A 20,722-nucleotide genomic window follows, 5' to 3' on the forward strand; every position below is an offset into this window, starting at 1 on the left:
TGACGTGTAGTTGTGCTGCGACCGGGAATCATGGGGTTCTCGGAGAACATTCGCGATTCCCGTCTCGCTCATGTGTTACCCTAGACTTCAGCAAACTGCGTGCCATGTTCCCGTAAAGCCGTTTCGACAAGAGTTACATTCATAAAATCGATCTGTTATGGACGACTCAGGGTCAGCCCGAAACAGGTACGCCATTGAACGTTTCTTGAAAAAACAGATCTTGCGGTTGAACAAAAAGTCAAAAACGGTTCCGGGACAAAAACCCCGCACCCCCGATTCCCAGGGTCCGTTCCGTGAACCGGTACGCACCAGTCTAACAGGTTGCGGCAAAATTTCAAAATTTGTTTGATAATAAAAGGACGTACCTGTATTAAGAAGCAACATAAGGGCCGCCTCTTCGCGGTCATGATATGGAGATGTTCCCAAATGCAGGAAATTCTTTCTCTGGCCGCCTATCTCGTGGTGTGGCTTCTCTGTGACTGGGTTATCGGCTTTGAAAGCGGACTTGTCTCTCTCCTTATTTCGCTGGGAGCGGCGATCGGTGTTTATATTCTCCTCGGCATGAAAGACAAGCAGTCACCGGATGAAGATAGCGACGAGGATGGAGGATAAGGTAGTGAGTTCGTTCCGTTCCAGGTTCAAACCCTTCGACATGCAGGTGTCCATCGGTATCGCCGTTGTGACACTGATCATACTGATTCTGGTCCTGTCCTATGCAATGAGGCATGCCCGGGAAGTGGACCGTGTCCAGCAGTTCGGTGATCGTCATGCGGCCATAGCAGAAACCGCTGCAGCGGGCATTGAGGATGCCCTGCATGGGGTGCGTCAGGGCATGAAGCTTTTCTTGAGTTTCATGGAAATGGAAGGGCCGGATCATCCCTCGGCAATTGAGAACCTTGATATTTTCTATGAAAGCGTGAAGAAAACAGTACGGGTCGTCGCGCTCCTGGACGACGGTGACAGGCCCATCGCAATCCGGCCCGAAAGCTCCGCAGAGGCAGACCTCGTAACGGCGAACTGGGTTGATTGCCTGCTGACACCGGGAAGTCTTCGGGAGATGCTCCCCTGTCCTTTTGTCCGGTTCCCTGACTCCGATGACGCCGCGGCGGGATCGTCCTTCATCATCAACGTAAAGCGACAGGATCACCTCGGCAACCACAGGGGCTCGATTGTGGCCGTCCTGTCCCTCGATGCCATCATGGATCGATACGCCGGTTCCCTGGGGCAGGCAAAATCCATGGACAACTGGCTCTTCGCCGATGATGGTACAATCATGGTTCACTCAGACCCTCATTGTATCGGACGAAATATGGACATACTTTCCGCTGATCCCGCCGGAAGCCGGTCATGGCAGGACTTTTTCATGTCCCATACCCCCGGATACGGCGATTTCATGATTCGCGACTCCCAGGGACATGTAGAACGGGTGATCGTCGCGGCGGCTCCCATCGTGACCGCAGACACCCGGTGGACCATTGCCCTGGTCACTCCCTATCGCGTTGTGGTGGAACTCATGCGCAAGGTGTTTCTGAATATCGCCGTGGGTTCAATCGGCTTGATCATCCTCTTGATTGTCGCGGGAGGGGCCGTCGGATATATGGTGCAGCGCCAGACGAAATGGGATGAAGCACTGAAGCGGCTCAAGGAACGGGAAGAATGGCAGAGTCAGCTTGTACGGGAGACGAAGACCGTTGAGGGGATCATCGAAGGTTCTCCCGTTCCGACAATGGTTATCGGCAATGACCATCGGATCATGTTCTGGAACAAAGCCCTCGCGGAACTCACCGGGTACGGGTCCGGCGACATGGTGGGGACGGACAGACACTATCTTCCCCTGTACAAGGTGAAACGTCCCCTGATTGCCGACATCATTGTCGACGGAAATCTGGAAATTCTCGATGCCTATTACGGAAAGAAGCAGATACAAAAGTCGGAAACCGTTCAGGATGCCTACGAGGCATATGACTACTATGAAAATCTGGGAGGCAAAAACCGGTATCTCTATTTTCTCGCCGCCCCAATTCGTGATGAAAAAGGCAACATTATTGCCGCTATAGAAACTCTTCAGGATATAACACGGGAGAAAGAACTGGAATTCAGCCTGAAGGAAAACGCCGAAACCATTCAGAACGAACTGGAGGTCAATATCAGGCTCAGGAAGGAGATAGAGGGGCTTTACACCTACCTGCAGTTCATGATCGATGCTCTTCCGGAACAGATTTTTGACATCGACGGAGAAGGTGTTATCAATTATGCAAGCCGTGAAAGCGCGGCGGGGCAAAAACCCCTGAAGGGTACCCATTTTTCTGATTTTGTAAGTCCCGAAAGCAGGGACCTGGTTCTCGGCAAATGGGAGGGCATGAAGAAGGGGGATTTCCGGGCCTTCCAGATGGAGGCGACTGCCCATGACGGGTCGAGGCGCCTTCTGCTCCTGACACCCCGGCCCATTCCCGGGACGGACCGTATTCTCTTGATACAGCAGGACATCACCGAGATCCGGCAGCTTCAGAAGACGATTTTCGACAATGAAAAACTGGCGGCCCTGGGCCACCTGTCGGCGGGCATTGCCCACGAGTTGAGGAACGCCCTGTCATCCATCAAGATGAGTCTCCAGGTACTGGAACGGAGAATGAAGCCTGCCGGGAACGACCTGAAGCGATTCCAGATAGCCCAGCGGGAGGTGGAACACCTGTCTCAACTCGTTCGCGATGTGCTGCTTTTTGCCAAGCCCGCCGAGCCTGAACGGGAGACGGTACAATTGGAGGCGATCCTGGAACATTCCATGCTCATGGTGGAAAAGGAACTGACGGACAAGAGGATACTGGTCGACCGCGACTACGATGACGATCTCCCTCCTGTCGATGTCGATCAGGGCATGATGGCTCAAGCGTTTATCAATATACTTATAAACGCCACGGACGCCATGGATGAGAGAGGGCATCTGCGTATCAGGACGACAACTTCACACCGGGAGTCGGGATTTGTAATTCTCGAGATCGAGGATGATGGGTGCGGTATTGAAGAGGAGCATATGTCATCCCTCTTCAATCCCTTTTTCAGTCGAAAAAAATATGGCACCGGTCTCGGCCTTGCTCAAGTCAAGAAGATCATGGACGTTCATGGGGGCCGGATCGAGATTTTCAGTGCCGAAGGAAGAGGCACGAAGGTAGTCATGATGATTCCTGTGTCGCAATCCGGGTGGGGCGGCCCGAAGCAGGAAGGGCTGAAAGAATGAAAAACATTCTTGTTATCGATGACGACAGTTCAATCTGTGAATCCCTCGAGCTGTACCTGAGTGAGGAGGGCTACCGTGTCCGTGTTGCCATGACAGGAACGGAAGGATTGAACTGTTTCGTGGATGAACCCGCCGATGTGGTGATCCTGGACATACGGCTTCCCGATGTTGACGGATTTTCCATCCTGGAAGATCTCCAGGAAGAGGATGAGAACGTTAAGGTGATCATGATAACGGCTTACCACGACATGGAGTCCACTATCATGGCCATGAAGCTGGGGGCCTTCGATTACATACACAAGCCCATCAATATCGACGAACTGGACATCGCCATCAGGAAAGCCCTTAAGACCGTTGAAATGGAAAAGAAAATCAACGAGTTTCTCATGGAGCCGACCAGGAATTTCAAAACCGGAGACATCATCGGCACCGGAGCGCGGATGAGGGAAATTTTCAAAACCATCGGCGTGGTTTCCCAGAGCAAGGCGACCGTGTTGATTCAGGGTGAAAGCGGTACGGGTAAGGAACTGATCGCCAAGGTAATCCACAACAACACCTCTCCGGGAGAACCTTATATCGCCGTAAACTGCTCCGCTATCGTCGAGACCCTGCTTGAATCGGAACTCTTTGGTCACGAAAGGGGTTCCTTTACCGGGGCGATTGCCCGAAAACAGGGTAAATTTGAGCTTGCCGGCCACGGCAGCGTGTTCCTGGACGAGATCAGCGAGATGTCTCTCAACCTTCAGGCTAAACTCCTCAGAGTACTCCAGGAGCGGGAAGTCGAGCGCGTGGGCGGCAAGGAAATAGTCCCTGTGAATGCACGGGTTATCACGGCAACGAACAAAGATCTGCAGGCCATGGTGAAACAGGGTTCGTTCAGGGATGATCTGTTCTACCGGCTGAATATCGTTTCCATTACCATCCCTCCCCTTCGGGAGAGGCCGGAAGACCTGAGCCCCCTCATCGATCACCTCCTGACGAAAATCAACATCGATCTTCACAAGCGCATCGGCGGTGTGTCGGAGGAGGTTCTGAAGATGTTCCATGCCTATGACTGGCCCGGGAACATCAGGGAACTTGAAAACCTTCTGGTCCGGGCCGCCGTGATCTCCAAGGGACAGATACTGGGGAAAAACGACTTTCCCGATCTTCTTATGGAAAAGGAAAGAGCCTCCGGCAGTGAACCGGCTGACGACGGGCGTGACGAACAGGGGCGGTTTCTCACGCTCAATGAAGTGGAAGAACGACACATACGGAGAATTGTCAAGGAAACAACCCTGAACAAAGGTGAAATCTGCCAGACCCTCGGCATCGCCCGCCCGACCTTCGAGCGAAAGCTGGAAAAATACGGCATTTCCTTCGAACGTGATTGAATTCCGATGAACCCGTACAAAGTCGAACAATGTCTGATACGAGGACGGCTTTGTACAGAACTCCTCGAGACAGGACGCGCACATCCTGAGGAATGAGGCGTACGTCGGGATACGACGCAGTGACGAAGGAAAGAGCGCAATCAGACATCCGGCTCTAGTGCCCGGAGGCATGCCTCCGGTCCCATTGTACGAAGCCGTCAATTCTACCGGTTTCTCAGGGAATCATAGTAGTGCAGTACTTCCGTGACATAGCTCTGCGTTTCGCTGAAGGGCGGAATGGTTCGGTACCGGTCGACAGCCCCGGGGCCGGCGTTATAGGCGGCCAGCGCCAAGGACAGTTCTCCATAGCGGTTGATCATTTCCCTCAGGTAGCGAGCCCCGGCAAGGATGTTCTCCTGTGGGTTGTAGGGGTCACGGAGCCCCAGAGGAGCAAAATTTTCAGGCATAATCTGCATCAGCCCCACTGCCCCTTTTTCGGAAACGGCCCGAGGATTGAAATTTGACTCCACTTTCACGATTGCCTTCAGGAGCCGGGAGTCGATGTTGTATTTTCGGGAGGCCTCGTCAATATAGGGTTCATAAGCGGTGGAGGAATGGTTTCCCCCGGAGGCCGGCGGGCGCCATTGCCGTATGAAAAGACGGTATTCCGGTGACAGAGGCTGGTCGGAGAAATGATAGACACCGTCACCGTCCTTGTAGAGGTAGATGTCGGCTTCGGCTCGTGACGGGCAAAGCGCTGGAGCTGCCAGAACGTACAAGCCGGCCACGAGCAGGCCGACTCCCCTGATTATGTAAAGAATACGGTATATCGCGGTATCCATCACCCGGCGGTCCCTTGTGCGGCAAAGATTTTTTCCTTTATCTCATACAATGATGTTTTGCAAAAGATCAAAAAATGTAGTGGTCGAATCGCTTCTTTCCTGAAAACGGTTGACGAATCGAGTACAGTCTCTTACATAGGGGGCGCGACAGGACGATGAAAGAGAAAAGGAAATAACGGCATGAGCTGGTGGGGAAAAGTCATCGGCGGCACAGTAGGTTTTTTTGTGGGAGGACCGCTGGGCGCGGTCCTTGGTGCCTCGGTGGGTCACGGGTACGACACGTTCCAGGAGAACGAGGGTGCCGTTCTGCCCGGCGGCAACGAACGGGTTCAGACAGTTTTCTTCACCGCCACTTTCTCCGTTATGGGATATCTCGCAAAGGCTGACGGGCGTGTCTCCGAGGAGGAAATCGCCGCGGTCAGGCGGATTATGGACTCAATGCAGATGACGGGTGAACAGCAGAAGACCGCCATAAACCTTTTCAACGAAGGCAAACGGAAGGATTTTCCCCTGGACACCATCCTCGGCCAGTTCAGGAGAGAGTGTCGGGGACGCCGGAATCTTGTACGGATGTTTCTGGAAATATTGCTGACCATGGCCATGGCCGACGGAGAACTCCATGAGTCTGAACGGCGGATTCTCTATCATGTCGCTGAAGGTGTCGGGTACCCCGGAGCCGAGCTCGATCGACTGCTTCGCATGATGGAGGCTGAAAGGCAGGGAAGGCGGCAGTCGCGATCCGCCGTGGCAAGCCGGGAAATCAGCCTGAACGATGCCTACGGTGTGCTGGGCCTGCCGAAAAACGTTTCCGACGAGGATTTAAAAAAAACCTACCGGCGGCTCATCATGCAGTATCACCCGGATACGCTGGTATCCAAGGGGCTTCCTGAAGAAATGATGAACTTCGCTTCCGAAAAGACCCGCACCATAAAAGCCGCGTACGATGTAATCCGGGAATCAAGAAGACGCCACTGAGCCGAGGAAACAGGGGATCAACAGGGAGACCGGCGCGGTCCTTACCTGTCGCTCCGGCAGACGTTCCCTGGATTGCCGTTTTGCGGTAATGACAGCGGTATTGTTTCGTCATCTCCGCATGCGGGAATCCGGGGTTTTCTCCTCCGGGGCAATGACGGTCCGCTGGAAAATCAGTCGCGATCCCGGACATGTATGAGCATCGTGGCCGGATCGAGATAGAGACCCGTGTCGGTCGATTTGTCCGGGAGCCCCTTCAGGGACCTAACGTTGATGCTCTCTTCTCCGGGGATCAGTTCGAGAATCCTGTCGACATGATCAATCACCGGTGAAAGCCTGGCCGGGATCCCGTCGGGACCGCGTTCATCATCGCGGTGTGAATTGCCTGTAATCCACAGGGACATGTTTCTTCTCTCGACCAAGCTTTTCAGTTCCGCAATACCGGGTATATCATTGTCCGCGAAGGCAAGGGCATCGATTGCGAGAAGAGACGGTTTGAAAATATCCTGTTCCATGAGATCGGCCAGCCGCTCTTCCAGAATAGGGGTGCTGAACCGGGCAATTTTGAAAGTCATGATAAAACGCAGGGGCAGGATCGACTGCCAGGTATCGTCAGGGCGTTCCAGATTATGATGTCCGACGATGTTCAGAAACAGTTCCCGGTACCAAAGGGTGATCTTGTCGATGGAATCGTTAAGGCTTATGTGAAGGACTTTTTCCCCGCGAAGCATCGCGTCGATGGCGATCTGCACGACAAAGGCCGTTTTCCCCACTCCTGCGGGAGAAAGAACGACACCGAGACCGCCCGGCGACAGAAGGGCGCTGCCTTCATGTTCAAGCCCGCGAAGAGGATTGCTTCGTATCAGGTCATTTCTCATCATGGGTATGCTCCTGTTTTCAGTTCAATGTTCCGTGGCGTATTCTCCCGGTCGGAAACCGCGTCATCAGGACGCTGCGATGCCATCATTGCGGGGATTCCTGGAGGGCGGCTTTTTTCTTTTTGCCGCTTCTTCCACGAGATTCTCGGCAATGGACTGGGGAACCTGTCGATACCGCAAAAACTCCATGGTGAACTGGGCCTGGCCCTGGGTGGCCGACCTCAGAACCGTTGAAAATCCGAACATCTCTGACAGGGGGACCAGGGACTCAATGACGCACATAACGCCTTCATCCTGAGCTCCCACGATCATGCCGCGTCGCTGGTTCAACAGTCCCATGGCGGCTCCCTGGAACTGGGTCGGCGTCTCCACGACGACCTTCATGACAGGCTCGTGGATGACAGGACGGGCTCTCTGGTAAGCATCCCTGAAGCCCCCCCGGGCAGCTGCCTGGAAGGCCATGTCCGATGAGTCCACGGCGTGGGCCTGTCCGTCATTGATGACAACCCGGACTCCCGTAACGGGAAATTCCATCTTCGGGCCCTTCTTCATGCTTTCCCGGAACCCCTTTTCACATGCCCCGATGAACTGCGTTGGAATGGCGCCGCCGGTGACCTGGTTGACAAATTCAAACTCCCCTTCCGCAAGGGGTTCCAGATAGCCCGCAACCCGTCCGTACTGGCCTGAACCTCCCGTCTGTTTTTTGTGGGTGTAATTGAAGTCCGCCCGCTGCGTTATGGTTTCCCGGTAGGCTACTCGTGGTGTTCCGGTCGTTACATCGGCGCCGTACTCACGACGCATGCGCTCCACGTACACCTCGAGGTGAAGTTCTCCCATGCCTTCGATGATTGTTTCGTTGGTTTCTTCATCCACGTAGGTCTTGAACGTGGGGTCTTCCCTGGTAAAACGGTTCAGAGCCTTGGACAGGGTTGTTTGGGATCGGGTGTCCTTCGGGGTAATGGACAGCGATATGACCGGATTCGGCACATACATGGAGGTCATGGTGAGGTTGAGTTCCGGCGACGTGAAGGTATCCCCCGACGCGCAGTCGACTCCGAAAAGGGCGCCGATGTATCCTGATGGAAGCTCGTCGATGTCTTCCATCAGGTCCGCGTGCATACGAACCACCCGGCCGATCTTGATTTTTTTCCCTGTTCTGGCGTTTTTGACCGTTCTGCCCTTGGACAGAGTTCCCTGGTAGACCCGTATGTAGGTAAGCTGACCGTAGGGGCCGTCTTCAAGCTTGAACGCCAGGGCGACCACCGGTTGCCGGGGATCACTTTCCAGGGAAACGACGGCTTCGTTATTGTCCTGGTCAAGGGCCTCTATGGCTACCTCGTCCGGGCTGGGGAGCAGTCCTGTAATGCCGTCGAGAAGGGGTTGTATGCCCTTGTTCCTGTATGCCGATCCCATGAACACCGGCGTCAGTTCCCGTTTCAGCGTTCCTGTCCGGATTGCGCCCAGGAGAAGCTTTTCAGAAATTTCGTCTTCGTTGAGAATCGCTTCCGTGAGTTCATCGGAAAACAGTGATGCCGCGTCAATGAGCCGTTCTCTCCGGGCACGTGCTTCTGCCGTAAATCCTTCAGGAATGACATCGATCCGCAAGTCATCGCCCTTTTCTCCCTCGAAATAAATCGCTTTCATCCGTATAAGGTCGACAACCCCCTGAAAGTTGTTTTCCAGACCCAGGGGTATCTGGACGGCAACGGCATTATGCCCCAGTTTTGATCTCAGCTGTTCCACAACGCGCTGTGGATTCGCTCCGTTCCTGTCCAGCTTGTTGATGAAGGCTACGCAGGGGACCTTGTAACGCTTCATCTGCTGGTCGACCGTTATGGACTGGGATTGTACTCCACCCACTGAGCACAAAACCAGGACGGCACCGTCAAGGACTCGCAGAGACCGTTCCACTTCCACTGTAAAGTCCACGTGACCGGGGGTATCGATGATATTTATTTCGTGGTTGTTCCACTCGCAGAAGGTCGCCGCCGAGGCGATGGTTATGCCCCGTTCACGTTCCAGGTCCATGGAGTCCATTGTCGCCCCTACACCGTCCTTGCCCTTCACATCATGGATGGTGTGTATCCGTTTGGTGTAATACAGGATACGTTCCGTGAGAGTGGTCTTCCCCGAATCAATGTGGGCACTGATTCCTATGTTTCTTACGTTGCCGATGTCCCGTGTCATGGATTTTTTCCTTGTGTTTTAATAGTTCCCGGCCGCCCTTTTTCTGTCGTCGATACCCGATCGTCAGCCTGTTTCGGCAGGCGCCTGCAGTCATCAGCTCGGCCGGACACACTGCGACTGTAGTTCCGGAGATTCTTTCAGGCGAGACAGTCCATCACTCAAAATCAAGAGAATCACACTTCATAGTGCAGGTTCAGGGACTTGTCAAGAGAAAAAGTCCTCCGAATCCCCGGACGTTTTCTCCACTTCTCAGTACCATAGGCGTCAGTAGATGACGTCATGGGGCGCACAATTCCGGAGATGAGAGCGTTGCCCGAACCACTGTCAATTCGGTCTGGTCTCCTTCTCCGGTTTTGCCGGCGCGTCCATACTCAACGCCGCCCGCTTACGGCGCGTTAGTTGTATGATGCAGTCCCGCCGGAGGCGGCCGGGGCGCTTTGTACGAGCTCATCTTCATCAAAAATACCATGAAACAGAAAGACGCCGCACAAACGGTTCGTCCTGGTATAACTTCTTGAATATAGTGGAATTGAATGGTATATGACATCAATCGGGCGAAAGAAAGGAAGCGAAGATCCGTGCCATGGATGAATACGGGGACGACGGAACCATCTGTTTTACCTCCAACGATGATATAAACCTGCTCCTGAACACGGTTGTTTCATCGGTACGTGATTTTACGGTAAACCAGGTCCAGAAAATCCAGAAGCTCGCGAAGATCGGAACGGCCCTGTCGGCAGAGCGCAATATCGGCCGGCTGCTCGAGATGATCGTTGATGAAGCCAGGAGATTTACCCGCGCTGACGGCGGCACTCTCTATATCATGAGCGATGACGAACGGGAGCTTCACTTCGCCATCGTTCAGAACGAATCGTTGGAGACCCGTATGGGTGGTACCGCCGGCGAGATAACCTGGCCTTCGGTTCAACTCTACCATGAAGATGGCTCACCGAACCACGCGAATGTATCATCCTTCTCCGCCCTGTCGGGAGAGATCGTCAACATTGCGGATGTCTACCATGCTGACCGCTTCAATTTCGAAGGAACCCGGAAGTTTGACGCCACGACAGGATATCGGTCCCGATCCATGCTCGTGGTGCCCTTGAGGAACCACGAAAACGATATCATCGGGGTTCTCCAGCTTCTCAATGCCCAATCCGACGGAACGGGCGAGATCATCTCCTTTTCACCGGAGTGCCAGGTAATGACGGAGTCGCTCGCTTCACAGGCGGCGGTGGCATTGACCAACAATCGTCTGATCAAAGATCTTCAGAATCTCTTTGAGGCCTTTATCAAGGTCATTGCCACGGCCATCGACGAAAAATCACACTACACCGGTGAGCACGGACGACGGGTCGTGGAGCTTACCATGATGATTGCCGAAGCGATCAACGCGTCGAAAGAGGGTCCCTTTACAGATATTCACCTCAACGACGACCAGATGAACGAGCTGCGAATTGCGGCGTGGCTCCATGACGTGGGAAAAGTGGCCGTTCCCGAGTATGTCATGGACAAGTCAACCAAGCTGGACGGTATCTTTGACCGGATAGAGCTTGTGAAGACCCGGTTCGAAGTGGCGAAACGGGACGTTGAGATCGCGCGCTTGAAGGCCGGGGGAAACCATGGACGGCTCAACGGGGAGGCTACGGAGGAATCTGTCGATTACGATAAAGAGCTGGAACGCCTGCAGGGTGATCTGGACTTCCTGGTAACGGTGAACCAGGGAGGAGAGTTCATGTCCGACGAGGCCGTTGAACGAGTCGAGTCCATTGCCGGCCGTTCCTGGAGTATCGATGGAAGGGAGGTTCCTTTTCTTGACCGGAATGAGGTAGAGAACCTCTCCATCAGGAAAGGAACGCTCTTGCCGGGGGAACGCGATATCATCAGCAACCACGCCCTGATCACCCACAAGATGCTCTCCCAGCTTCCTTTCCCCAAAAAAATGAAGAACGTGCCCCTCTACGCGTCAACGCACCACGAATACCTGAACGGTTCAGGGTATCCCTTCGGACTGGCTGGAGACGCCATTTCTCTTCAGGCCAGGATATTGGCGATTGCCGACGTTTTTGAAGCCCTTACGGCGCGGGACCGGCCCTACCGAAAGCCGAACACACTTTCGGCGGCACTGAAAATACTGGGTTTCATGATGGAGGACAATCACATCGACGCCGACATCCTTGATCTCTTCTTCAAGGAAAAGATCTACCTCAAGTACGCCAGGGAAGAACTGTCACCCGACCAGATAGACCAGGAGGAACGGTGATATTCTCCATTAACAATCAGAATCCCCAGATGCGCCTCGTACGGAAAGTGGTCGACCTTCTCGAAGGGGGGGGGATCATCATTTACCCTACCGATACGGTCTACGGGCTGGGGTGTGATCTCTTTAACAAGAAGGCAATCGAGAAAATTTACGATATTAAACGACGGGACAGGAAACAGCCCTTCAGCTTTGTCTGCTCCGATCTCAGCGACATCAGCAAGTACGCCGTTGTACCCAACTATGCCTACAAAATAATGAAGCATCTTCTCCCGGGGCCCTACACCTTTATCCTCGGCGCCTCGCGGATGGTTCCCAAAATCCTTCTGCCCCGCCGCCAGGAAGTGGGTATCCGTATACCGGACAACCTGATCTGCCTGACACTGGTGAAAGAGTTCGGCAGGCCTATCATAAGTACCAGCGTCAAGAGCAGTACCGGCGAGATCATGACCGATCCCGAGGAGATGGCCCTGGAATTCAAAAATTCTGTCGATTGCGTGATAGACGGGGGCGTCGTGGGCAACGAGCTTTCGAGCGTGGTCAGCCTTGCCGGTGAATCGCCGCAGGTGATCAGGGCGGCGAAGGGGGACGTGTCGTTCTTCTGAAACAGAAAGGAATACATCATTCATGGCGAAACTGATGCTCATCAATACCATTGATGAAGAAGAAAGCCGCATGGCCATTGTTGAAAACGGTCAATTGACCGAATTCCATATAAAAATGGCCATCCGGGAACCCATAACGGGGAATATATACAAGGGAGTCGTCCGTTCCATACAGAAGGGGCTCCAGGCCGCCTTTGTCGATTACGGTGCTCAAAAAAACGGTTTTCTCCCGCTTCGGGACGTCAGTACCGAATACCTGGATAACGGAAAGACGCTTCAGCAGGGCCGGGAACTCTTTGTCCAGGTGGTCCGGGAAGAGAGTGGTTCCAAGGGTGCCATGCTGACAACTTACATTTCTCTGCCGGGGCGCTACACGGTCCTCATGCCCAACCGGGACAGCAGGGGTGTTTCCCGACGCATCGAAAGCGATGCGGACCGGAAAAAACTCAAGCAGCTCATGGACGAAATCAGCGAGAAGGAAGGAATGGGTTTCATTGTCAGAACCGCCGGCATCAACCGGACCAAGCAGGAGCTTTTGCGAGACTTTCAGATGATGACACGCCTCTGGAAGGGGATACAGAAAAAGGCGGAAGGAATGGCCGCGCCGGTCCTGGTGTACAAGGAAAGCGAATTCGCCATTCGCGTCTTGAGGGACTACTTTACCTCCGACATCGATGAGATACTCGTGGATGATGTGGAGACCCTGAAGGTAATGAAGAATTACTGCCGTGCCGTCTCTCCCCGGAGCGTCAAGTCGGTGAAACCCTACAAGGGAGAGACACCGATTTTCGACAAGTACAACATAGAGGAACAGATCAACGCCATCTACCGCGAACGGGTCGAGCTGAAGTCCGGTGGATCGCTCATTATCGAGCCCACCGAAGCGGTCATCACCATCGATGTCAACTCCGGGCGGTCGCACAAGCGGGACGTTGAGGAAACATCCTTCAGGACGAACCTCGAGGCTGCGGAAGAGATCGCGAAACAACTCAGGCTTCGCGACCTGGGAGGGCTTATCGTCATCGATTTCATCGACATGATGGATCGAAAACATATCAGCGAGGTGGAACGGACTTTCAAGGAAGCCCTGAAAAACGACCGGTCCCGGATTCAGCTTGCCCGGATATCCAAGTTTGGCATCCTCGAACTGTCACGACAAAAGAAGCAGTCGAACATACAGGAAATCAGCTATACCACCTGCAACCAGTGCAAGGGAAGCGGATGGATACCGTCCATTGAGTACCTGGCCCTGAACACCTTCCGCAAGGTAAAGACAGAGGCCGTCAGGCGTGACGCCTCGGAGATAGAGATAACCCTTCCGGCGGATGTTGCCTCCTACCTTCTAAACAACAAGAGAAGCGAAATCAACAAGCTTGAGCAGACCTACGATGTGTCCGTCTATATCCGGGGAAGCACGGATATGATATGGACCGAGGCCGAGTTCAACATCGTCCGAAAGGCGCCGCCGGTCCCCCAGGAACAGGCCGGAGAAACCGGAACGGTGCCGGTGGAAGAGACTGCCGGGGAGGGGACCTCCGCCGGGCCTGAAAAGAGCGGCAAGCAGGGGGAAGAACGACTGGTGCGAAGACGTCGACCGCGGCGCCGCCGGCCGAAGGCGATATCCCCTGCTGCCGAGGGGACAACGGAGAGTCCCGACGGAGGAACGGGAAACGAGATTCCTGTCATTCCTGAAGAGAACCTGGTGCCGGATGCCGTCGTTGAAGACCGGGAAGACGACAGGAAAGAAGGAATCGTACGACGGTTTTACAACCTCTTGAAGACGTAATCCGCAATCAGGTTTTCCCTCCCAGGGCCCGGGATCGAAGGACGGCCGCTTCCACGGCGTCCATGATGGTAGCTCGCAGGGCACCCTTCTCGAGAGCCTTGATACCTTCGATCGTTGTCCCTCCCGGGGAGGTGACCATGTCCTTAAGCTGCGACGGCGTTCTGTCGTCCTGGAGGCACAATGTCGCCGCCCCCCGCATGGTCTGAGCCGCCAGCTTGAGTGCCGTGTCCCGGTCCAGCCCCATCTTGACGCCCGCGTCGGTGAGAGCCTCGATGATGATGAAGCAGTAGGCCGGTCCGCTTCCGCTCAGGCCGGTGACGGCGTCCATGAGTGATTCGTCGACGGTTACCGTCATACCCAGCGGCTCGAACATAGCGCGGACCAGGTCCATATCTTCCCCGGAAGCGTTCGTTCCCGGGGCCAGGGCCGCCGCGCCTTCGCCCACCAGGGAGGGCGTGTTGGGCATGACCCGTACAACCCTGCTTCGGGGACCCAGGATTGTTTCGATCGTTTTAAGGGAAACGCCGGCCGCTATGGACACAACCAGTCCCGTCGGGGGGATCGCCGCCAGCTCAGTGAGAACCGGCTCTATGATCCGGGGCTTGACGGCAAGAATCACGACATCCGATTCCCGGGCCGCCTCGGCATTGCCCGTTGCTGTTGCGACCTGGTAGCGGGCGGCGAAAATTTCCAGGCGCCTGACGTCAACATCGGTCACGGTGAGCTGTTCCGGGTGCACCCCGCAGGTGGAAACAAGGGCGCCGACGATGACATCCCCCATGTTGCCCGCGCCGATGACGGCGATTTTCTTGTCTGTGATCATGGCTCACGATCCTTTCATGGTTTTGTCCGGCTACGGCTTTCCTGATACCGGTCTGCCGTTGATCCGTCAATATAACCCTTGACTTTTCATTGATCAATCATTATTTAATCCACTAGTTTACACAGCATATCAAGGAAGTGTGATGTTCGTACTGGCAAATTTTGTCGAAGCGACAGCACGGGTCGTCCAGGTCGGCCTGACCCTGTATATGTGGGTCGTCATCATCCGGGCTCTTCTTTCATGGGTTAACCCCGACCCCTACAACCCCATTGTGAGAACACTCCACCGGGTGACAGAGCCGGTCCTGTACCGGGTGCGTCGACTCATTCCCACGGCCGGCCTCGGCATCGATCTATCACCGGTCATCGTTATTCTTGCAATCTTCTTCCTGCAGAGCTTCCTGGTCAAGACACTGCTCCAGATAGCCCTTGCCCTCAGATAGAAGAGACCGTCAAGGCATATACCGGCCCCGCCGGGCCGCAGGCGAAACGGAGGCCCAACGAGTAGGCGACGTGCTTGACATTATCGAAACGACAGAGGGAATCATCTTCAACATACGGGTTCTTCCCCGTTCGTCACGGTCGGGAGTCGCCGGAATCCGGAATGGAGCGCTGAAAATAAAAATAACAGCCCCGGCCCTGGAGGGAAGGGCGAATGAAGCCTGTATCGCATTTCTTGCCGACCTGTTCGGGGTTCCCAGAAAAAGCGTTTCAATCCTCGGCGGATTGAAAAGCAAAAACAAGCGGGTTTTTGTTGCCGGATTGACCAGGGCGGCGATGGAACCCATGACCGGGAAACTATGAACAGTACCGCCCCCCCCCAGAATGAAGGTCTGAACCCGCCTGATTCTGAGCGGTCCCAGGTGGCCCGGGCCGCCGGTGTGGTGGGGGCGGCAACCTTTCTCAGCCGCATATTCGGCTTCTTGCGGGACATGGTGGTGGCGGCTTATTTCGGGGCGGGTATGGCCACGGACGCCTTTTTTGTGGCCTTCAGGATCCCCAATCTCCTCCGCAGCCTCCTTGCCGAGGGGTCCCTTACCATTGCCTTTGTGCCTGTTTTCACTGAATACCTGAAAACGAAATCACGGGAAGACGCCCTGAAGCTCGCCAATGTCGCCTTCACCCTCCTGTCGATCATTCTGGCCGTCCTTTCCGTGGCCGGCATCCTGTTCGCCCCCTGGATAGTCAGGGTCATTGCCTGGGGATTTGCTTCATCGCCGGAGCACTTCGATCTGACCGTGTACCTGACCCGACTCATGTTCCCCTACATATTTTTCATAGCCCTGGTAGCGCTGTGCATGGGCATTCTAAACTCACTCCACCATTTCGCCGTACCGGCCCTTTCCCCGGTGGTACTCAACCTGTCCATAATCGCCGCCGCCGTGTTTCTGCGGGGACTGTTTCATGAGCCTGTGGCGGCCCTTGCCCTGGGAGTACTCACAGGCGGTGTTCTCCAACTGCTGATGCAGTTTCCCACCCTGGCCCGCATGGGCGCCCCCTTCCGACCGGACTTCACCTTCAGTCACCCCGGTGTCAGGAAAATCGGCATTCTCATGATCCCCGCCGTATTCGGTGCCGCCGTGTACCAGGTCAACATCTTTGTGGGAACGCTCCTCGCGTCCTTTCTTCCCACCGGCAGCGTCTCCTACCTCTACTATGCCGACCGGATCGTCCAACTCCCCCTGGGTGTATTCGCTCTTGCCGTGGGAACGGCGGCGCTGCCCAGCTTTTCCCGTCATGCCGCCATGAATGAGATCGATGAGTTCAGAAAAACCATTTCCTTTGCCCTGAGGGTTATCTTTTTCATAACCATTCCCTGCATGACAGGACTGTTCGTTCTGCGTGAGCCCATCATATCGGTCCTGTTTCAGCGGGGTGCCTTCGATGTCGTTTCAGCGGCCATGACGGCAGACGCGTTGCTCTTCTATACGGTTGGCCTCTGGGCTTTCTCGGGAATCAAGGTGATGGTCTCGGCATTCTACTCCCTCAAGGACACGGCGACGCCCGTGAAAATCGCTTTTGTCGCCTTCATCGTCAACGTCTGCGCAAGTCTCCTGCTCATGGGACCCATGGCCCACAGGGGCCTCGCACTGGCCATATCCATCGCATCATCAGTGAACATCGTGATCCTTTTTCTGGTGCTGCGCAAAAGGATCGGTCCCTTCCTTGAGCCGGAATTCGGTACTTCGCTCATGCGGTGCCTGGGGGCGTCCCTTGTCATGGGGGCCGCCATGGCGGCCCTGTTGGTGATCGTGGGATGGGACATAAACGGCCCGCTTTCGGTCCGGCTCCTGACGCTCATAGCGGCCATGGTAACGGGAATCGCCGTCTTTATCCCGACGGCCCTGGTCCTCAAAAGCGGTGAAATGATCTTCTTGCGCGACCGTCTGCGGGGATTTTTCACCGGATAACGCGGGGGAAAAGACGAGCCGGCTGGTGATGTGCCGCTGGGCCGGCCGGTCGCCGCGCGTTTGGGGCGCTTTTTACGAGTTCGTCAAAAAAGTTGACTTGAAATACCCGAAATGATAGTGAGTACAACCTTGTTGAAGAAAAATGACGGGTCGGAACAATGCTTGATTTGAAATTTGTACGGGCCAACCTGGATTTGGTTCGCCGAAAACAGCGGGAGCGGGGAAGCGATGTCAACATGGAATCCTTTTCTGCCCTGGAGCAGAAACGCCGGGATGTTCTTCGGGAGGTGGAAGCCCTGAGAAGCGAACGTAACGCGGTGTCCAGGGAAGTCGGACTGCGGAAAAAAGAGGGCCGTGACGCCGGTGACCTGATAGGGCGAATGGGGTCCGTGTCGGCAAGGATCAAGGAACTGGAAGAAAATCTCAAGGCCGTGGAGGGGGAACTCAACGACCTGATGCTGGTGATCCCCAACGTTCCTCACGAGTCGGTTCCCTTCGGTACCGGCAGTGAAGACAATCCTGTGGTGAGGGAATGGGGAGGGAAGCCGGTCTTTGACTTTGAACCGAAACCGCACTGGGAGATCGGTGAAAACCTGGATATCCTGGACTTCGGGCGGGCGGCCAAGATAGCCGGGGCACGCTTTGCCGTCTACCGCGGCCAGGGGGCACGGCTTGAACGGGCCCTGATCAACTTCATGCTCGATCTTCACACCGATGTCCATGGCTACCGGGAAATCATGACTCCCTTCATGGTAAACAGGGAAAGCATGCAGGGGACGGGCCAGTTGCCCAAGTTCGAAGAGGACCTGTTCGGTGTTGCGGGGACGAATTATTTCCTGATACCGACGGCGGAGGTACCCGTTACGAATCTCCATGCCGATGAAATCCTTGACGAGAAGGATCTGACCATTCGATATGTATCCTGGTCGGCTTGTTTCAGGTCCGAAGCCGGTTCCTACGGCAAGGATACCCGGGGCCTCATACGACAGCATCAGTTCAACAAGGTTGAGCTGGTGAAGTTTTCCAGGCCTGAAGAGTCCTACGCTGAACTGGAATCGCTTACACTCAACGCCGAAGAGGTGTTGCGACGTCTGGGCATACCCTACCGTACGGTGACGCTCTGCACGGGTGATCTGGGCTTTTCCTCGGCCAAGACCTACGACGTCGAGGCTTGGATGCCCGGCCAGAACGCCTATCGCGAAATATCGTCCTGCAGCAACTTTGGTGACTTCCAGGCGCGTCGGGCGGGGATACGGTTTCGTCGGGCCGACACCGCAAAGGTCGAGTACGTCCACACCCTGAACGGATCGGGACTTGCCGTGGGCAGGACTTTTGTGGCGGTCCTGGAAAATTATCAGCAGAAGGATGGCAGCATCGCAGTCCCCGAGGTTCTCCGTCCCTACATGAATGGAGTTGACAGGATCGGTCACCTTCAGTAGAAGAGAATGTCATTGAAAAAGTACGGAGGGATGGCCGAGTGGTCGAAGGCGGCGGTCTTGAAAACCGTTAACCGAAAGGTTCGCGGGTTCGAATCCTGCTCCCTCCGCCATACGACAATGCTGACTTCATATAAGTCGAAAAACGTCCGATAAAGGACGGCTTTGTAAAAAGCCCCTTAAGCTGCGGCGGACACATCCCGGGAAGCAAGGCGCGGAGAGATGGCTGAGTGGCTGAAAGCGATCGCCTGCTAAGCGATTGTACGCCCCAAAAGGTGTACCGGGGGTTCGAATCCCCCTCTCTCCGCCATACAGTGATGCTGACTTCGTATACGCCGTCGAAAAACGTCCAATAGCGGATGGTCTTGAAAAGATCCTTAAGGCATGACGCGCGCACCCTGAGGAATGAGGTGTACCGTGCATGTACGCCGCAGTGACGAGGGATGCAGCGCGCAATGCAGCGGCATCCGGACTTTTTACGAAGCCGTCAACAGTGGTCATAGCGTGCGCCCATAGCTCAGCTGGATAGAGTATCGGACTACGAATCCGAGGGTCGAAGGTTCGAATCCTTCTGGGCGTACCAGTTAAAACAAGGGGTTATGAGCCCTGCGAGCGGCTTGTGACCCCTTATTTTTTATGACCGTGATAGATTTGTACCGGGCACTCTTCGAACCGATTCGTATCCCGTGATTTTTCAAAACAAAAAAGAGGGGTTAGCGATTTTTCGCTAACCCCTTGATTTATTTGGTAGCGGGGAGAGGATTTGAACCTCTGACCTTTGGGTTATGAGCCCAACGAGCTACCAGACTGCTCCACCCCGCATCAATAGAGGCTGCCGTGCCGGTAACCTCGTGCGTGAAAGATGCACCTTAAATGAAGAGCCCGCTCTTGTCAAGATGTTTTCCGGATTTCCTCTTAAATGTCTACGATGGCCACGGGCCTGCACCATCCGGCACTGGCATCCTTGATTTTGACGGGAAAACAACAGAGGGTAAAACCGTGGGGTCTGCCGATAGATGCCAGGTTGGCCATTTTTTCCATGTGGCAGTAGCCTGATTCAATGCCCGCGAAGTGGGCCTCCCAGATGACACCGGGATCGCCCGTTTCAAGGAACTCTTCGGCCAGGAAGGGCAGGGGACGGTCCCAGCTCCAGGCATCGATACCCGTTACTTTCACACCCTGTTCCAGGAGAAACAGGGTGCTTTCCCGATCCATACCCGCTCCTCTGGTAAGGTACTCGGAGGTGCCCCAGGCCTGGTCCGCACCGGTGTGAATCAACACGATGTCCAATGGCTTCAGTTCGTAGCGAATACGCTCCAGTTCACCTCTGACATCGTCAACAGTGATTCTCGCGCCGTCTTTTTTATGTCGGAAGTCGAGAAGGACACCGTCATTGAAACACCACTCGAGAGGTATCTCGTCGATGGTTAAAGCCCGACTACCGCCGTCCATTGTCGGGTGATAATGGAAAGGCGCATCCATGTGGGTTCCGGAGTGCGTTGTCAGGGTGATGAATTCCATGGCCCAACCCAGACCATCCGGGAGCTGATCCCGGGTAATTCCCGGAAAAAAATCCTGCATCTGGGCGGCGCCCATTTCATGGGTGACGTAACCGATATCAGGAATCATCATGAGTGGATCGCTTGGGAGTTTTGCCTCAATGCTGATGCCGAGATCGACAAATCGTTTGCTGCCCATAGAACGTGCCGTCCTTTCTCCATAGAAGAATTTTTCGACAGCATATCCTTCTTTGAGAACCCGCGCAATAGTCACGATTGCCGCACGGTCTCCTGCTCCCGCCGTGAATGGCTGAAATCACCCGTCTTTCAGCACTTTTTAGCGAAAAAATGATGCGGCGCGGTTCTGAAAAGATAGGCTATTGCAGGATGCGGTAAGTTCTGGACGATCCCGGGAAAGCGGTCGTAAAGTCACATTG

16 protein-coding genes and 4 tRNA genes are annotated in these 20,722 nt (G+C 54.9%); 14 read left to right on the plus strand and 6 right to left on the minus strand.

The annotated features are described in order from the left end of the window. Positions 1-426: 426 nt before the first annotated feature. From M0Q23_06425 to M0Q23_06435, 3 genes are read left to right on the plus strand one after another with little or no spacing between them, the layout of a single operon-like run. Positions 427-612, plus strand: coding sequence for a hypothetical protein (locus tag M0Q23_06425; GenBank protein ID MCK9528269.1), 186 nt, complete (start codon positions 427-429; stop codon positions 610-612). Then, positions 584-3,235: an ATP-binding protein gene (locus M0Q23_06430; GenBank protein ID MCK9528270.1), complete on the plus strand. Its 2,652-nt coding sequence runs from the start codon at positions 584-586 to the stop codon at positions 3,233-3,235. Before M0Q23_06425 ends, M0Q23_06430 begins: the two co-directional genes overlap by 29 nt. Then, the gene (locus tag M0Q23_06435) at positions 3,232-4,608 is read left to right on the plus strand and encodes a sigma-54 dependent transcriptional regulator (GenBank protein MCK9528271.1); all 1,377 of its coding nucleotides are present in this window, start codon (positions 3,232-3,234) and stop codon (positions 4,606-4,608) included. The genes M0Q23_06430 and M0Q23_06435 overlap by 4 nt, the downstream gene beginning before the upstream one ends. Positions 4,609-4,811: 203 nt before the next feature. Here the strand turns inward: M0Q23_06435 and M0Q23_06440 are convergent, their stop codons facing one another. Beyond that, the gene (locus M0Q23_06440; GenBank protein MCK9528272.1) at positions 4,812-5,429 is read right to left on the minus strand and encodes a lytic transglycosylase domain-containing protein; all 618 of its coding nucleotides are present in this window, start codon (positions 5,427-5,429) and stop codon (positions 4,812-4,814) included. A gap of 180 nt (positions 5,430-5,609) precedes the next feature. Here M0Q23_06440 and djlA point away from each other — a divergent pair, with 180 nt between their 5' ends. Then, entirely contained in the window at positions 5,610-6,404 is a 795-nt protein-coding gene (gene djlA, locus M0Q23_06445) for a co-chaperone DjlA (protein ID MCK9528273.1), read from the plus strand. A gap of 170 nt (positions 6,405-6,574) precedes the next feature. On the opposite strand, the gene M0Q23_06450 is transcribed toward djlA, so the two are convergent. Then, positions 6,575-7,282, minus strand: a complete 708-nt coding sequence (locus M0Q23_06450) for an AAA family ATPase (GenBank protein MCK9528274.1) — start codon at positions 7,280-7,282, stop codon at positions 6,575-6,577. A 63-nt stretch (positions 7,283-7,345) separates the two neighbouring features. Further along, positions 7,346-9,466, minus strand: coding sequence for an elongation factor G (gene fusA, locus M0Q23_06455; protein ID MCK9528275.1), 2,121 nt, complete (start codon positions 9,464-9,466; stop codon positions 7,346-7,348). Between the two features lie 583 nt (positions 9,467-10,049). Between fusA and M0Q23_06460 the strand changes: the two genes are divergently transcribed. Genes M0Q23_06460 through M0Q23_06470 form a run of 3 tightly spaced genes read left to right on the plus strand, consistent with a single transcriptional unit; the run spans position 10,050 to position 14,117 of the window. Then, on the plus strand, positions 10,050-11,729 hold the full coding sequence (locus M0Q23_06460) for a GAF domain-containing protein (protein ID MCK9528276.1): 1,680 nt from the start codon (positions 10,050-10,052) through the stop codon (positions 11,727-11,729). Next, the gene (locus tag M0Q23_06465; GenBank protein ID MCK9528277.1) at positions 11,726-12,331 is read left to right on the plus strand and encodes an L-threonylcarbamoyladenylate synthase; all 606 of its coding nucleotides are present in this window, start codon (positions 11,726-11,728) and stop codon (positions 12,329-12,331) included. Before M0Q23_06460 ends, M0Q23_06465 begins: the two co-directional genes overlap by 4 nt. Before the next feature lie 22 nt (positions 12,332-12,353). Beyond that, entirely contained in the window at positions 12,354-14,117 is a 1,764-nt protein-coding gene (locus tag M0Q23_06470) for a ribonuclease E/G (protein ID MCK9528278.1), read from the plus strand. 7 nt (positions 14,118-14,124) lie between these two features. Here the strand turns inward: M0Q23_06470 and proC are convergent, their stop codons facing one another. Further along, entirely contained in the window at positions 14,125-14,940 is an 816-nt protein-coding gene (gene proC / locus M0Q23_06475) for a pyrroline-5-carboxylate reductase (protein ID MCK9528279.1), read from the minus strand. 142 nt (positions 14,941-15,082) lie between these two features. On the opposite strand from proC, the gene M0Q23_06480 reads away from it, so the two are divergent. The 7 genes from M0Q23_06480 (at position 15,083) to M0Q23_06510 (ending at position 19,369) form a co-directional block, all read left to right on the plus strand. Beyond that, positions 15,083-15,382, plus strand: a complete 300-nt coding sequence (locus tag M0Q23_06480; GenBank protein ID MCK9528280.1) for a YggT family protein — start codon at positions 15,083-15,085, stop codon at positions 15,380-15,382. Between the two features lie 70 nt (positions 15,383-15,452). Further along, a complete protein-coding gene (locus M0Q23_06485) occupies positions 15,453-15,743 on the plus strand; it encodes a DUF167 domain-containing protein (protein MCK9528281.1) in 291 nt (96 codons plus the stop codon). Next, on the plus strand, positions 15,740-17,350 hold the full coding sequence (murJ, locus tag M0Q23_06490; protein MCK9528282.1) for a murein biosynthesis integral membrane protein MurJ: 1,611 nt from the start codon (positions 15,740-15,742) through the stop codon (positions 17,348-17,350). Before M0Q23_06485 ends, murJ begins: the two co-directional genes overlap by 4 nt. Before the next feature lie 158 nt (positions 17,351-17,508). Further along, a complete protein-coding gene (gene serS / locus M0Q23_06495; GenBank protein ID MCK9528283.1) occupies positions 17,509-18,789 on the plus strand; it encodes a serine--tRNA ligase in 1,281 nt (426 codons plus the stop codon). Between the two features lie 24 nt (positions 18,790-18,813). Further along, positions 18,814-18,899: transfer RNA gene (locus M0Q23_06500), tRNA-Ser, on the plus strand. A gap of 103 nt (positions 18,900-19,002) precedes the next feature. Next, positions 19,003-19,096, plus strand: a tRNA-Ser gene (locus M0Q23_06505). A gap of 196 nt (positions 19,097-19,292) precedes the next feature. Continuing rightward, positions 19,293-19,369: transfer RNA gene (locus M0Q23_06510), tRNA-Arg, on the plus strand. A gap of 162 nt (positions 19,370-19,531) precedes the next feature. Here the strand turns inward: M0Q23_06510 and M0Q23_06515 are convergent. Both M0Q23_06515 and M0Q23_06520 read right to left on the minus strand, forming a co-directional pair. Continuing rightward, positions 19,532-19,608 (minus strand) — tRNA-Met (locus tag M0Q23_06515). 93 nt (positions 19,609-19,701) lie between these two features. Then, positions 19,702-20,484 carry a cyclase family protein gene (locus M0Q23_06520; GenBank protein MCK9528284.1) on the minus strand — a complete coding sequence of 261 codons (783 nt, stop codon included), beginning with the start codon at positions 20,482-20,484 and terminating at the stop codon, positions 19,702-19,704. Positions 20,485-20,722 lie beyond the last annotated feature (238 nt).

Source organism: Syntrophales bacterium (assembly GCA_023228425.1).
Lineage (GTDB): Bacteria > Desulfobacterota > Syntrophia > Syntrophales > UBA2210 > MLS-D.

What these genes read in the sequence shown, in the direction of transcription:
- djlA (MCK9528273.1), top strand. Translation starts at nt 5,610, where the DNA reads ATGAGCTGGTGGGGAAAAGTCATCGGCGGCACAGTAGGTTTTTTTGTG.
- M0Q23_06520 (MCK9528284.1), bottom strand. Translation starts at nt 20,484, where the DNA reads ATGGGCAGCAAACGATTTGTCGATCTCGGCATCAGCATTGAGGCAAAA.
- M0Q23_06450 (MCK9528274.1), bottom strand. Translation starts at nt 7,282, where the DNA reads ATGATGAGAAATGACCTGATACGAAGCAATCCTCTTCGCGGGCTTGAA.
- M0Q23_06460 (MCK9528276.1), top strand. Translation starts at nt 10,050, where the DNA reads ATGGATGAATACGGGGACGACGGAACCATCTGTTTTACCTCCAACGAT.
- M0Q23_06425 (MCK9528269.1), top strand. Translation starts at nt 427, where the DNA reads ATGCAGGAAATTCTTTCTCTGGCCGCCTATCTCGTGGTGTGGCTTCTC.
- M0Q23_06480 (MCK9528280.1), top strand. Translation starts at nt 15,083, where the DNA reads ATGTTCGTACTGGCAAATTTTGTCGAAGCGACAGCACGGGTCGTCCAG.
- M0Q23_06470 (MCK9528278.1), top strand. Translation starts at nt 12,354, where the DNA reads ATGGCGAAACTGATGCTCATCAATACCATTGATGAAGAAGAAAGCCGC.
- serS (MCK9528283.1), top strand. Translation starts at nt 17,509, where the DNA reads ATGCTTGATTTGAAATTTGTACGGGCCAACCTGGATTTGGTTCGCCGA.
- murJ (MCK9528282.1), top strand. Translation starts at nt 15,740, where the DNA reads ATGAACAGTACCGCCCCCCCCCAGAATGAAGGTCTGAACCCGCCTGAT.
- proC (MCK9528279.1), bottom strand. Translation starts at nt 14,940, where the DNA reads ATGATCACAGACAAGAAAATCGCCGTCATCGGCGCGGGCAACATGGGG.
- fusA (MCK9528275.1), bottom strand. Translation starts at nt 9,466, where the DNA reads ATGACACGGGACATCGGCAACGTAAGAAACATAGGAATCAGTGCCCAC.
- M0Q23_06435 (MCK9528271.1), top strand. Translation starts at nt 3,232, where the DNA reads ATGAAAAACATTCTTGTTATCGATGACGACAGTTCAATCTGTGAATCC.
- M0Q23_06440 (MCK9528272.1), bottom strand. Translation starts at nt 5,429, where the DNA reads ATGGATACCGCGATATACCGTATTCTTTACATAATCAGGGGAGTCGGC.
- M0Q23_06430 (MCK9528270.1), top strand. Translation starts at nt 584, where the DNA reads ATGAAGATAGCGACGAGGATGGAGGATAAGGTAGTGAGTTCGTTCCGT.